Raw genomic sequence first — 13,912 nt, 5'->3', positions numbered from 1 at the left:
GATGCTACTGTGCCGGGATCATTGTTGCCAGCTTCAGGATTTCTGCCCGACCAGGCTGTCTACCGAGGGCACGCGGGTATCGCTCTCCATTTGTGTTTCGTGTTCCAGCTGATGACTGAAGCGGTCCAGGGATCCCTGGGCCGGTTGGGCATCGCTGGCAAACACCGGCGGGCTGAGGATGTAGGCGCCCAGCAGGCGACTCAAGGCTGCCAGGCTGTCGATATGGGTGCGCTCGTAGCCGTGGGTTGCATCGCAGCCGAAGGCCAGCAGCGCGGTGCGGATATCGTGGCCGGCGGTGACGGCCGAATGGGCATCACTGAAGTAATAGCGAAACAGGTCACGCCGTACCGGCAAATCGTTATCTGCCCCCAGGCGCAGCAAGTGTCGGGACAGGTGATAATCGTAAGGACCACCAGAATCCTGCATCGCCACGCTCACCGCATGTTCACTGGAGTGCTGGCCGGGGGCGACCGGTGCAATGTCGATGCCGACGAATTCACTGACATCCCAGGGTAATGCGGCCGCCGCGCCACTGCCGGTTTCCTCGGTGATGGTGAACAGCGGGTGGCAGTCGATCAGCAACGGTTCACCACTGTCGACGATAGCCTTGAGCGCCGCCAGCAAGGCGGCGACCCCGGCTTTGTCATCCAGGTGACGGGCGCTGATATGGCCGCTCTCGGTGAATTCCGGCAGCGGGTCGAAGGCCACGAAATCACCGACACTGATCCCCAGGGAATCGCAATCGGCACGGGTGGCGCAGTAGGCGTCCAGCCGCAGTTCGATATGGTCCCAACTGATTGGCATTTCATCCACGGCGGTATTGAACGCGTGTCCGGAAGCCATCAGCGGCAGGACGCTGCCACGGATCACGCCATTGTCGGTGAACAGGCTGACGCGGCTGCCTTCGGCAAAACGGCTGGACCAGCAACCGACGGGGGCCAGGGTCAGGCGGCCATTGTCCTTGATCGCCCGCACGGCGGCGCCGATGGTGTCCAGGTGCGCGGAAACGGCGCGGTCCGGGCTGTTTTGCTGGCCCTTGAGGGTGGCGCGGATCGTGCCGCGCCGGGTCATTTCAAAGGGGATGCCGAGTTCTTCCAGGCGCTCGGCGACGTAACGCACGATGGTGTCGGTAAACCCGGTGGGGCTGGGGATGGCGAGCATTTCCAGCAGCACTTTGTGCAGGTAGTTGAGATCCGGTTCGGGGATGGTTCGGGTCATAAGGGGTCCTTAGCTGCAAGTTTCAGGCTGCAAGCTGCAAGATAAATAGGGGCTGCTTTATTCTTGCGGCTTGCAGCTTGTCACTTGCAGCTTTTCACTATGTGGAAACAACAGATCCACGAATTTCTCCGCAGTCGGTTGCGGTTCATGATTGGCCAACCCAGCACGCTCATTGGCCTCGATAAATACGTACTGCGGCTGGTCGGCGGCCTGCACCATCAAGTCCAGGCCCACCATGGGAATATCGAGGGCACGGGCCGCGCGGATGGCGGCATCCACCAGCGTGGGGTGCAGGATTGCGGTGACATCTTCCAGGCAACCGCCGGTGTGCAGGTTGGCGGTGCGCCGTACCGCGAGCACTTCACCGCAAGGCAAGAGGCTGTCGTAGTCATATCCCGCGGCCTTCAGGGTGCGCAGGGTTTCGTCGTCCACCGGGATCTTGCTCTCGCCGTCTGTGGCAGCCTGGCGACGCCGGCTCTGGGCCTCGATCAGGGCCCCGATCGAGTGCTTGCCATCACCGATCACCTGCGCCGGGCGACGGATCGCAGCGGCCACCACTTCGAAACCAATCACCAGGATGCGCAGGTCCAGGCCCTCATGAAAGCTTTCCAGCAACACCCGTGAGTCGAACTGGCGCGCCGCTTCGATGGCGCGTTGCACTTCTTCGATGGTCTGCAAGTCCACGGCCACGCCCTGGCCCTGTTCCCCGTCCAGCGGCTTGACCACGATGCGCCGGTGTTCGTCGAGAAACTCCAGGTTATCGTCGGCGCTGGCCGCCAGTTGTTGCGCCGGCAATTGCAAACCGGCGGCGCTCAGTGCCTTGTGGGTCAGGCTCTTGTCCTGGCACAAGGTCATGCTGATCGCGCTGGTCAGGTCGCTCAATGACTCGCGGCAGCGCACCCGGCGCCCGCCATGGCTGAGGGTAAACAGCCCGGCATCGGCGTCATCTACCTGTACGTCGATCCCGCGCCGGTGGGCCTCCTCGACAATGATCCGCGCATAGGGGTTGAACCCGGCCTGTGGCCCCGGCCCAAGGAACAGCGGCTGGTTGATGCCGTTCTTGCGCTTGATGGCGAAGGTGGCGAGGGCGCGAAAGCCGAGCTTGGCGTAGAGGCTTTTAGCCTGGCGATTGTCGTGCAATACCGACAGGTCCAGATAACTCAGGCCACGGCTCATGAAGTGTTCGATGAGGTGGCGTACCAGCACTTCACCGACCCCTGGCCGCGAGCATTGCGGGTCCACGGCCAGGCACCAGAGGCTGCTGCCGTTCTCCGGATCATGGAAGGCCTTTTGATGATTAAGGCCCATGACGCTGCCGATCACTGCACCGCTGTCTTCATCTTCGGCCAGCCAGTACACCGGGCCGCCTTGATGGCGCGGGGTCAACAGGTTGGCGTCCACCGGCAACATGCCGCGCCCCTGGTACAGGCGATTGACGGCCTGCCAGTCGGTTTCGCTCTGTACGCGACGAATGCGAAAGCCACGAAACACCCGGGTCGCCGGACGGTAGTCGGTGAACCACAGGCGCAAGGTGTCGGAGGGGTCGAGGAACAACTGTTGTGGATCAATCCCGAGGATCTGCTGGGGCGCGGCCACATACAGGGCGATATCCCGTTCCCCGGGCTGCTCGTTGAGCAACTCCAGGGCCAGGCTCGCTGGGTCGGGGAAGGTATGCCCAATCAACAGGCGGCCCCAGCCGCAATGCACGGCGATGGGTTGCGCGCTGGGTTCGCTGCCGTCTTCGGCGAAGCGCGCCTGCAGGCGCTCGTAGGACGGCGCCTGGCCGCGCAGTAGGCGTTGGCTGTAGGCCGTGGCGTGAGGTTTCATCAATCAGATTCCTTGTTCGCTGAGCCACAGGTTCAGCGCTGCCAATTGCCACAATTTGGAGCCGCGCAACGGCGTCAGTTGCCCTTGCGGGTCAGTGAGCAGGCGGTCGAGCATCGCCGGGTTGAACAGGCCACGATCCTGGCTCGGGTCCAGCAGCAGGTCGCGCACCCAGTTGAGGGTATCGCCCTGCAAGTGCTTGAGGCCGGGCACCGGGAAGTAGCCTTTCTTGCGGTCGATGACCTCACTGGGGATCACCCGGCGCGCGGCTTCCTTGAGCACTTGCTTGCCGCCGTCCGGCAGTTTGAATTGACCCGGCACACGGGCCGACAACTCCACCAGGCGGTAGTCGAGAAACGGCGTACGCGCTTCCAGGCCCCAGGCCATGGTCATGTTGTCCACACGCTTGACCGGGTCGTCCACCAACATCACCGTGCTGTCCAGGCGCAGGGCTTTGTCCACGGCGGCAGTCGCGCCGGGTTGTGCGAAATGTTCGCGCACGAAGTCGCCGGCGGCGTCATTGGCGGTCAGCCATTGCGGCGCGACGGTGGCCGCGTAGTCGTCGTAGCTGCGGTCGAAGAATGCTTCGCGATAAGCCGCGTACGGGTCGCTGGCGCCGTCCACCTGTGGGTACCAGTGGTAACCGGCGAACAACTCATCGGCGCCCTGGCCGCTTTGTACTACCTTGCAATGCTTGGCCACTTCCCGGGACAACAAGTAGAAGGCGATGCAGTCATGGCTGACCATCGGCTCGCTCATGGCACGGAATGCGGCGGGCAGTTGTTCGATGATTTCGCTTTCGGCGATGCGCAACTGGTGGTGCTCGGTAGCGTAGTGTTTGGCGATCAAATCCGAATACTGGAACTCATCGCCACGCTCGCCCCCGGCATCTTCAAAGCCGATGGAGAAGGTCGACAGATCCTGCACGCCGACTTCGCGCAACAGGCCCACCAGCAGGCTTGAATCCACACCACCGGAAAGCAGTACGCCGACATCCACCGCTGCGCGTTGGCGAATGGCCACGGCTTCGCGGGTGCTGTCCAGCACGCGGTCGGTCCAGTCTTCCAGGGTCAGGTTTTGTTCATCGTCGCGGGGGCCATAGGGCAGGGTCCACCAGGTTTTCTGCTCGGTGTTGCCGTCTGCGTCGATGCGCATCCAGGTGGCTGGCGGCAGCTTTTCGATGCCCGCCAGCAAGGTGCGCGGTGCGGGCACCACGGCATGGAAGTTCAGGTAGTGATTGAGCGCCACCGGATCGAGGAGCGGGTTGATGTCACCGCCCTTGAGCAGCGCCGGCAACGCCGAGGCAAAACGCAGGCGCTGGCCGGTGCGCGACAGGTACAAGGGTTTGACGCCCAGGCGGTCGCGGGCGATGAACAGGCGCTGGCTGTCGCGCTCCCAGATGGCAAAGGCAAACATGCCATTGAGCTTGGGCAGCAAGGCTTCGCCCCAGGCGTGATAGCCCTTGAGCAGCACTTCAGTGTCACCACCGGAATAAAAGGCATAGCCCAATGCTTCAAGCTCGGTGCGCAGTTCCGGGAAGTTGTAGATCGCGCCGTTGAAGGCCAGGGATAGGCCCAGTTGGGCGTCGACCATCGGTTGGGCGGAGCCGTCCGACAGGTCCATGATTTTCAGACGGCGATGGCCCAGGGCAATCGGCCCTTGGGCATGGAAGCCCCACGCGTCAGGGCCGCGTGGTGCCAAGTGATGGGTGATTCGTTCCACCGCTGCCAGGTCGGCAGGTTGATGATCGAAACGCAGTTCTCCAGCTAGTCCGCACATAAATTCCTTACCGGTTTTTCCGTTGGGGAGGGATAAAAATGCACGCGCCAAAACGGCGGGTACCTAGGGACTGACCCGAGGCTGTTAGTGGAGTTTTAGATCAATACGTTATATGGCAAACGGCCGCTCCCCTTCGCCACAGACCCTGCGGGCTGTGCAGCGTGGGTGCAGCGGGGAGGAATTAGGTCAACGTGATATGCAAATAGTGGGGGCGCTCCGATCGGAAGGACCCCAGCTATGGCGGGTTGAGGGGCCGCTCACTGAGGCTTTTTTGCCACATTGCTGCGAATCAATGCGCGCACGGCAAAGCGATTCGGGTGACAGGCCTCAGCCACGCTGCGGGGCAGGGGCAGTGGTTCATTGTCCAGCCATGCCGCCAGCAGTTCACCGGACAACGGTGCGGTGATCAGACCCCGTGAGCCGTGGCCACTGTTGACGTATAGACCGTCGAGCCACGGGCAGATGGCGTCCGGCGTGTGGCGGGCGTCCTTGCGCAGGCTGTCATAGGCTTGCGTAAACGCCTGGGGATCGACCAGTGGCCCGACAATCGGCAAGTAGTCCGGGCTGGTGCAGCGAAAGGCCGCCCGACCTTCCAACGCTTGCGGGGCCAATGTGGCAGCGTGCAGGCGCTGGGCCAGGTCCGGGGAAATTTCCTGCAGCAGCTGCAGGTTGCCGGCGTGCTCGGCGGCGGTGGGGGCCAGGTCATCGCTCTTGAAATCAAAGCTGGCGCCCAGGGTATGTTCGCCCAGGCGTGGTGGTGCAACGTAACCTTCGGCGCACACCACCGTGGCCAATGCTGCGCTCTCGGCAGTCTGCGGCAACCGGGTGATTTGCCCGCGAATGCGCTTGAGGGGCAGTTCGGCGCTGGCGGCAAAGCGCTTGACCTCGGCGGCCCCGGCCAGTACCACCACGGGCGCGCTGGCCAGTAGTACTTCACCGTCCCAGGCCTGCCATTGGCCGTCGACTTTGCGCAGCTTGAGCACTTCATGATGAACATGCACCGTGATGCCCGGCTGGCGCGCCTGCCACTCACAGAGAGCGGGCGGATGAACCCAGCCACCCTCGGGGAAAAACAGCCCGCCATGGTCCAGGCCAACCCCGGCCCGGGCCTGTGCCTGGTCCTTATCCAGCAGATGCAGCAAGTCAGGGGGGAACGCTTCGGCCAGTTGCACCTGGCGTTCGGTTTCCTTGGCATTGAACGCCAGTTGCAGGACGCCGCAACCGTCCCAGTCCACGCCGCGTTGCAGGTGCTCCAGCAGGCGACGGGTATGCCCGAACCCGCTGACAATCATCTGCGACAACGCCGTACCGTGCGCCGACAGCTTGAGATAAAGCACCCCTTGCGGGTTGCCAGAGGCTTCTTGAGCGAGGCCTTGATGACGCTCCAGCAGACTGACTTGCCAGCCCCGTGCCGCGAGGCTGGCCGCGCTCGCGCATCCGGCCAGGCCGCCGCCGATCACCAGGGCACGGCGCTCGCCGCCGAGCACGGGCGGGCGGGCGAACCAGGGTTTGCTGCTGGCGGGTACCGGCGTTTCGGCCGGCCAGCCGAGGAACTCACCCCGCAGGATTTCCCACTTGTGGCCGATGCCTGGCGTGCGTTTCATCTTGAACCCGGCACCATTGAGCAGGCGCCGCACCCAGCCGGTGCTGGTAAAGGTGCTGATGGTCGAGCCCGGGGCTGCCAGCCGCGCCAGTTCGGCGAACAGTTCGGCAGTCCACATGTCAGGGTTTTTCGCCGGTGCGAAACCATCAAGAAACCAGGCGTCGACCTGCGCGTCCAATTGCGGCAGTTGTTCCAGTGCATCTCCGACCAACAGCGTCAATGTGACGCGCCCGTGATCCAGCACAAGGCGCTGGAAACCTTGATGAATAGCGATGTACTGCGCGAGCAATTGATCGGCCAGTGGCTTGAGTTCCGGCCAGAGGGCGAGCGCGCGTTGCAGGTCGGCGTGGCTCAGCGGGTACTTTTCCACACTGACAAAATGCAGGCGCGCACCTGCTACCGCATGCTGTTCAAACAGCTGCCAGGCACACAGGAAATTGAGCCCGGTGCCAAACCCCGTTTCTCCGATGATAAGCCGCCCGCCCACGGGCAGCGCGGCAAAGCGCTCCTGCAGACGGTTCTGCTGGAGGAACACGTAGCGGGTTTCTTCCAGGCCCGACAGGTCGGAGAAATACACGTCGTCGAACACCCGCGAGCGCGGGCGTCCCTGGTCGTCCCAATCAAGCTGGGCATTTGGCAGTACGGGGTTCATGGGTAACTCGGCCAAGACAAGGCGGCCATTCTAGCCGATACCGGAGCATGCGATTGATCCACGGTTGCCCGTGTCGAAATAATGGCGGTAGCCCATTAGTTCTTACATGGAAAAAGCCACCGAAATACCACGTTGATTGATTAACTATCAGCGTTAATTCAACGCCTTGCACCGGGGTATCGTTAACGCTTGATTATTGGGCAATAAAGGATATTGCTGATGCAGGCACAGGATGATTTGACTAAGACATGTACTCAATTGACGCAGCAACAATTGCAAGCTGCCTTGTTGGAAATGACGGGCGATCTAGCCAAGGCCGATGTGCTGCAAAAGCGCCTGCCGGGCTGGATGATCAATGCCCCGAAAGGTTTGCTGGAAGCGCTGGAAAAGGATGCTGAGCGGGTCGAAGAGGCCAGGACTGCGGTCGACGGCCGTTTGAGGCGATTACGGTCGCTGGATGAGTTTTGCAGTGGGCACTTGAAGGCGTACTGCCAGAAAAAGTGGCAGGCAACGGTGGACCCCAAAAAGGATCTTTTTGTCTATGCCACCTACGAATACCAAAAAGCAGTCCTTCCGTTGGAATATGAGAGAAGCCTCAAGCTGGAACGGCAGAGCTTGTTGCACATGGCGCTGCAGAATTTTTCCGAGGAAGAGGCGCGAGCGGGGCATTACTCAGAGGAGTCGGGGCTGCAAGCCGGATCAGCCCCCTATGCAGCTATCGCGGTCTCTGCGCATGAGTTTGCCAAGGGTTGCAGGGAGCTGGATCTTGGTCGGCTGTATCAGCAGCACATCGCTGAAGTATTTCACCTGGATATTGGCGAGACCGCTGATGGGCCCTACGTCAACGGGGCAGCGGTTGATATTGGTTGGATGAAAACCCTGGACGTAAGAATCGACGCGCATATCGCCTGCATGCGTGGCGATATCACCCAGGACTCCTACGCCATGCTATGCACGCTGCTTGATCGGAACATGACTCCCGCCCAGGCCAAAGACCTGTTGTTTCAGGGGCGCCCGGTCCTCTGGCAAGGCTTGAATGCACTCGACTGTTGCCTGTGGAGTGTCGTGGTGTTCTCGGGACGGCCGATCGGGGATTACCCGGAAGAACCCTGCGTGGTCTATATGCCCAATGAGCCCAAACGACCGTTCTTTGAGTATCCCTCGCTCAATGACTTCAAGGTCTATCTGGATCTGAAGCTGGAAGTCTCCACCTATCGCACATTCTTTACCGGTTACCTGGGGGAGGTTGACCGGCTGGTTTTTTTCAGTCGGTTTGGGGAGCACCGTACGCTGGGTGTGCTGGCGGCCAAGCCCATAACGACCAGCTTGGCGCTCCACTTTTTTGCCACTTACGTGGGCAAGTTGCAAATCGACGCGAGGACACTGGCGGTACCGGTGGTAGATGTCGATGAGGACGTCCGCAAGCAGCGCTTGCTGGAGTACCTTGATGCCGGTTTGACGCTGCTCAACCTCGCGGGCTTTGTCGTCCCAGCGTTGGGATTGCTGATGACGGGGGTGGCGGTGGGGCAGATGCTTGGCGAGGTGTATGAGGGCATTGAGGACTGGCGTCGCGGTGACAAGGTAGAGGCGCTCAAACAGTTGGGTGCTGTGGCGGAGAGCCTCACGTCGATGGTGTTGTTCGCGGCGGGGGCCAAGGTGGTCGGTAAGGTTTTGAAGCGCGCCCGACGGGGCATTGAGGGCTACTTCCAGGAACTGGAGGCCATACGTTTAGACGACGGTAACCTACGGCTATGGCGCCCCGACATACTGCCGTACGCCCATGATCAGCACCTCGTCGACAATAGGGTTGCCGATGCGGAAGGCATTTATAAAGTAGGTGGTCATTCCTACGTAAAGGTCAATGGTTTCGTCCATCAGGTTTCGTTTGATCCAAAGCTGGGTCAGTGGCGGGCTAACCCCGCTGTGCGGCAGACGGCCTATCGTCCGGCAATGCTGCACAACGGTGAGGGCGCTTGGCGTTTTTCATTTGAGAATCCTGAGACGTGGGAGGATGAAGGGTATCTCTTTTCACGCCTGGAACCCGCGAGTCGTCACCCGGTGCTGGATTCGCGCAAGTTGCAACTGGTCAAGTCCATCATGGACAAGCCCCACCGATGGGGTTACCACCTGGCTCAGGAATGCCTTCCCTTTCCCGCACGGTTTCGTGATTTATACGAGCGTTTCAGGCTGGAGCACTCCATTCGTGACCTGATCTGGCTGTTGGAGCGCAGTGTTTACCTCAATGCTGAAAGTGCGATCTTGCAGATGCACGCTTTGCCCTTGTTGTCGGGTTGGCCTAAGGGCCGTTATTTCGAAGTGCTTGACGCCCAGGGAGGCGTCAAGGCGCGTTACCCCTCCACCGGCTTTATTGACGATGTCAGGCAGCGATTGACCATCACCGAGAAAGCTGTGTCCGAGGGGAAGGTGTTTGATGTGTTGTTGTCCCGGTTGGATGAGCAGCAAAAAATCGGGCTGTTGGGGGAAGGCATTACTGCCAATCAGGAGCACGCTGTATTGGCGCGCCAATTGCTTGAGCACCTCAAGGCTGATCGTAAACCGCTGTTTGAGCAGTTGTATCAGTCCTATGACGGGCCGGTGCCACAGGAGTGGGAATTGCTCAGGAAGACGTATCCGCAATTGCCCTATCGAGTCATGCGGGAGGTGATGGCTGAGGCGTCCTCGGTGGAGAGGGAATCTCTGCGTGACAAGCAGCGTGTTCCCATGGGGCTGGCCGAATCGGTGCGATATGCACTCGAAGAACAGCGCCTGGATCGCGCCCTTGCCGGTTTTGAACAGCCGGAGTTGGCTGGCCTCGACACGCAGTGTCTCGCGGTTCGCATGTTGCCGCGCGTAGACGGGTGGGATAAGTCGCTACGACTGGAGTTACGCCAGGATTCTCCACAGGGTGACTTATTGGCCCTTGGTGCGATTGAGAGTGCCAGCGTGCGTCGGGTTGTGGTCAGGTCCACAGCAGGCTTTGAGCCGTTCGATGACAACGCTGTGAGTAGGGGGGATGTTCAGTCAGGTCCGGACGGGCTTTTCGAGACGATCCTGGGCACGCTGGAGGACAGGCAGCGGGCGACCTTGAAACTGCCTTTGGAAGGGACCGAAAGCGGCTGGAGGCTGCGACGTATGGTTGCCGACCGGGCTCAGAGTGAACGTGATGTGGCGGCCGAGGCTTTCTCCACTAAGGCCCACGAGCCCCTGACAGTGGAAACACCTTGCCGGTTGGCGGATCCAGCGACCGGTTCGGCGGCGCAATCCTCTGCGCTGGTGCGCAAAGTGAAGAAGATTTATCCGCTGCTCAGTGACGAGCAAGCGTTTGACCTTCTCCAGTCGGTGTCAGGTGTCGATGAGCTTTCCCGGGCCAAGGCCGTTGCTCGTATGGAGGATGACCTGGGTCATCTGCGGGCAATCCTCAAGCACTGGAAGAACAACGTTGGAGACCTGGAGACGCAACCGGGTTTCAGAGACATTCGGCAGAGCCGCCAGCAAGTGGCTGAGCGCATTGAAGCATGCTGGCGGCGCCAGGGTTTTGTACTTGATGAATTGCAGGTGCCCGTTTACGGTCTGACCCTGGACGGGATGCGTGTGGGCTCATTACCGAAACTGCCCCATGAAATTCGTTTTGATCATGTCCGGCAGTTGTCCCTCAAAAATATGCGCTTGGACGATGACGCTGCCTATTTCCTGAGGCACTTCAAGGGGCTTAGGCGCCTGGATCTGGACCGTAACAATCTGACCCGGCTACCGGAATATCTTTCCCGCATGCCTGAACTCGACAGTTTGTCGTTGCCTCACAACCAGCTTGCGCTGACCGAGTACACCCGAAAAAAACTGGCCGACATGACCACGTTGCGTCGGTTGGACATGAGCCACAACCCTGTTGAGGTGCACCTGGATGTCAGCAATATGCACGATTTGCATACATTGTTATTACAGGACACGAGGATTGTCGACCTGCCTATAGGGCTCGGGCGTCTGGCCCATTTGGAACAGGTGGATCTGCGCAATAACTGGATTACGGTGTTGCCCGACTGGGTATTCACCATAACGCGCGGTTTCAGCCAGGCGATCAACTTGGCTGGTAACCCATTGTCCGCCACAACGATGACTGCACTGGTCCGCTACCGAGACGAGATGGGTATTGGTATGGGCCTTGTGGATGACGATCAATCACGCTTTACCGAGTTGAGCGCCCGGGCGGCCTGGTTGCCGGACGAGGTGTCTGCTCAAGATGCCAACAAACGCACCCTTTGGGCGAACCTGCGCGATGACCCTGACTCGGCGCCGCTGTTTATATTACTGGCCAAGTTATCCGATACCGCCGACAGCCTTTACGTCCGTGAGGATTTGAGCCGCAGGGTCTGGGACGTCTTGCAGTCGACCCACGACAGCGTCGAACTCCGCGAGCAGGTCTTTCAACTGGCGGCTCAGCCGCCAAACAGTTCGGATCAGGCTGCAGAGACCTTCAGTCAGATAGAAGTCCTCAAGACGGTCAAGAATGCGACTCGTCAGGCCGGTCGCGGGCAAGGAAACACGGATGTGCTATTGACCTTGGGCCGTGGTTTGTTTCGCCTCAGTGAGCTGGAAAAAATTGCGGCACGCTATGCCGTCGAGCACTCCTCCGAGTATCCCTTGGAGGTCAGCCTGGCCTACCGAGTCGGGTTGGCCAAGAGCCTTCAGTTGCCGGGACAACCCAAGCACATGCAGTATGCTTCATTGGCCGACTTGACCAGTAGCGCTTTGGAGAGGGCGCGCGGACAGGTCCTCAAGGCCGAGTTATCCCCCGCGTTCTTGTGTTTTATTGCACAACTGTCTTTCTGGAAAGTCCATCTCAAACAGCAGTTTCCCCGTGAATTCGGATTGGTCACCGAACCGTTTGATGTGCAACAGCAGACGATCTTCGAGAACGGTCAAAACCTCACCGACGGGGAGTACCGCAGGCAAATAGAAGCCCTGCGTTCTCCTCGCCAGCAGGCGATAAACGAAGTACTGGAGCGCCTGACCCAGCAGATGATGAAGCACCAGGATCTGGGTATCTGTCATGTGTCTGAGGGCTGACCAACAAGCACGGCAATTGATCCACGGCAAGCCGTCTGGAATTGCTTGCCCGCCGTGCTGCCCAATCCGCTAGTCTTGATCCATCTTGGAAGGGAGTCGCCCATGTTCGAATCCGCAGAAATTGGTCACGCCGTCGATAAGGACACTTACGACGCTGAAGTCCCGGCGTTGCGTGAAGCCTTGCTGGAAGCACAGTTCGAGTTGCACCAGCAGGGACGCTTTCCGGTGATCGTTCTGATCAACGGCATCGAAGGGGCCGGCAAGGGCGAGACCGTCAAGCTGCTCAATGAATGGATGGACCCACGGCTGATCGAGGTGCGCACCTTCGACCAGCAGACCGACGAAGAATTGGCCCGTCCGCCGGCCTGGCGCTATTGGCGGCAATTGCCGGGCAAGGGGCGCATGGGGGTGTTCTTCGGCAATTGGTACAGCCAGATGTTGCAGGCGCGCGTCCATGGTCAGATCAAGGACGCCCGCCTGGACCAGGCCATCGCCGGGGCCGAGCGCCTGGAGCAGATGCTCTGCGATGAAGGGGCGCTGATCTTCAAGTTCTGGTTCCACCTCTCCAAGAAGCAAATGAAGGCGCGGCTCAAGTCCTTGCAGGATGATCCGCTGCACAGTTGGCGCATCAGCCCGCTGGACTGGCAGCAGTCCGAGACCTACGACAAGTTTGTGCATTTCGGCGAACGGGTCTTGCGTCGCACCAGTCGCGACTACGCACCCTGGCACGTGATCGAAGGCGTGGATGCCCATTACCGTGGCCTGACGGTGGGCAAGATTCTTCTGGAAGGTTTGCAAAATGCCCTGAAGCTGGCCAAGGTCAAGGCCAGCGGAATTCACCCTGCGCCGCTGCCGACTGCCGTCGATCAACGCAGCCTGCTCGATAGCCTGGACATGACCCAGCGCCTGGAGAAGGACGACTACGAGGAGCAGTTAATCACCGAACAGGCGCGGCTTTCCGGCTTGATGCGTGACAAGCGCATGCGCAAGCACGCGCTGGTCACCGTCTTTGAAGGTAACGATGCGGCGGGCAAGGGCGGGGCGATCCGTCGGGTGGCGGCGGCGCTGGATCCGCGCCAGTACCGCATCGTGCCGATTGCCGCGCCCACTGAAGACGAACGCGCCCAGCCGTACTTGTGGCGATTCTGGCGGCAGATTCCGGCACGGGGCATGTTCACCGTGTTTGACCGCTCCTGGTATGGCCGCGTGCTGGTGGAGCGGATCGAAGGCTTTTGCACCACGGCGGACTGGATGCGTGCTTACGCCGAAATCAACGATTTCGAGGAGCAACTGCGCGACGCCGGGGTGATCGTGGTCAAGTTCTGGCTGGCGATTGATAAGGACACCCAACTGGAGCGTTTCCAGGCCCGGGAAGAGATCCCGTTCAAACGCTTCAAGATCACCGAAGACGACTGGCGCAACCGCGACAAGTGGGATGCCTACCGGGCGGCCGTGGGTGACATGGTGGACCGCACCAGCACCGAGATTGCGCCCTGGACGTTGGTTGAGGCCAACGACAAGCGCTGGGCGCGGGTCAAGGTGCTGCGCACCATCAACCTGGCGTTGGAAGAGGCGTTTGCCAAGTCCGACAAGCACGACAAAAAGAAGAAGCACAAGTAGGAGCGAGCTTGCTCGCGAAAATCGTCAACGATAACGCGGGCATCCTGAATGAACGCGCAGCCCTTGCGTCTTTCGTCGGAACGCCGCCCGGAGCCAAGCTCGCTCCTACAGGGTTCGAGCCATGCTTTTGCATACGTCAGGTGAATGATCAT

General features: G+C 60.5%; 6 protein-coding genes. 2 read left to right on the top strand and 4 right to left on the bottom strand.

Features of this window, described 5'->3' with window-relative positions; translation table 11 throughout:
• Nucleotides 1-33 precede the first annotated feature (33 nt).
• The 4 genes from H097_RS24930 to mnmC all read right to left on the bottom strand — a co-directional run bounded on the left by H097_RS24930 (nucleotide 34) and on the right by mnmC (nucleotide 7,076).
• The gene (locus H097_RS24930) at nucleotides 34-1,218 is read right to left on the bottom strand and encodes an osmoprotectant NAGGN system M42 family peptidase (RefSeq protein ID WP_032863209.1); all 1,185 of its coding nucleotides are present in this window, start codon (nucleotides 1,216-1,218) and stop codon (nucleotides 34-36) included.
• A gap of 57 nt (nucleotides 1,219-1,275) precedes the next feature.
• Entirely contained in the window at nucleotides 1,276-3,045 is a 1,770-nt protein-coding gene (gene ngg, locus H097_RS24925; protein ID WP_050593445.1) for an N-acetylglutaminylglutamine synthetase, read from the bottom strand.
• 3 nt (nucleotides 3,046-3,048) lie between these two features.
• On the bottom strand, nucleotides 3,049-4,821 hold the full coding sequence (locus tag H097_RS24920) for an N-acetylglutaminylglutamine amidotransferase (protein WP_032863208.1): 1,773 nt from the start codon (nucleotides 4,819-4,821) through the stop codon (nucleotides 3,049-3,051).
• A 257-nt stretch (nucleotides 4,822-5,078) separates the two neighbouring features.
• The gene (gene mnmC, locus H097_RS24915) at nucleotides 5,079-7,076 is read right to left on the bottom strand and encodes a bifunctional tRNA (5-methylaminomethyl-2-thiouridine)(34)-methyltransferase MnmD/FAD-dependent 5-carboxymethylaminomethyl-2-thiouridine(34) oxidoreductase MnmC (protein ID WP_032863205.1); all 1,998 of its coding nucleotides are present in this window, start codon (nucleotides 7,074-7,076) and stop codon (nucleotides 5,079-5,081) included.
• 219 nt (nucleotides 7,077-7,295) lie between these two features.
• Between mnmC and H097_RS24910 the strand changes: the two genes are divergently transcribed.
• Together H097_RS24910 and pap are read left to right on the top strand one after the other, a co-directional pair.
• Nucleotides 7,296-12,140 (top strand): NEL-type E3 ubiquitin ligase domain-containing protein, encoded by a 4,845-nt coding sequence (locus tag H097_RS24910; RefSeq protein ID WP_032863203.1) that lies wholly within the window; start codon nucleotides 7,296-7,298, stop codon nucleotides 12,138-12,140.
• A gap of 102 nt (nucleotides 12,141-12,242) precedes the next feature.
• The gene (gene pap / locus H097_RS24905) at nucleotides 12,243-13,760 is read left to right on the top strand and encodes a polyphosphate:AMP phosphotransferase (RefSeq protein WP_032863201.1); all 1,518 of its coding nucleotides are present in this window, start codon (nucleotides 12,243-12,245) and stop codon (nucleotides 13,758-13,760) included.
• Nucleotides 13,761-13,912 lie beyond the last annotated feature (152 nt).

Origin of the sequence: Pseudomonas sp. FH4 (assembly GCF_000510915.2) — a bacterium.
In the GTDB taxonomy this organism is placed as follows: Bacteria; Pseudomonadota; Gammaproteobacteria; order Pseudomonadales; family Pseudomonadaceae; genus Aquipseudomonas; species Aquipseudomonas brenneri.
Note: the sequence above shows the minus strand (reverse complement) of the source record. Positions and strands in the feature narration are given on the sequence as shown.

Coding starts and splice junctions, on each gene's coding strand:
- H097_RS24930 (WP_032863209.1), bottom strand. CDS start 1,218: ATGACCCGAACCATCCCCGAACCGGATCTCAACTACCTGCACAAAGTG.
- ngg (WP_050593445.1), bottom strand. CDS start 3,045: ATGAAACCTCACGCCACGGCCTACAGCCAACGCCTACTGCGCGGCCAG.
- H097_RS24920 (WP_032863208.1), bottom strand. CDS start 4,821: ATGTGCGGACTAGCTGGAGAACTGCGTTTCGATCATCAACCTGCCGAC.
- mnmC (WP_032863205.1), bottom strand. CDS start 7,076: ATGAACCCCGTACTGCCAAATGCCCAGCTTGATTGGGACGACCAGGGA.
- H097_RS24910 (WP_032863203.1), top strand. CDS start 7,296: ATGCAGGCACAGGATGATTTGACTAAGACATGTACTCAATTGACGCAG.
- pap (WP_032863201.1), top strand. CDS start 12,243: ATGTTCGAATCCGCAGAAATTGGTCACGCCGTCGATAAGGACACTTAC.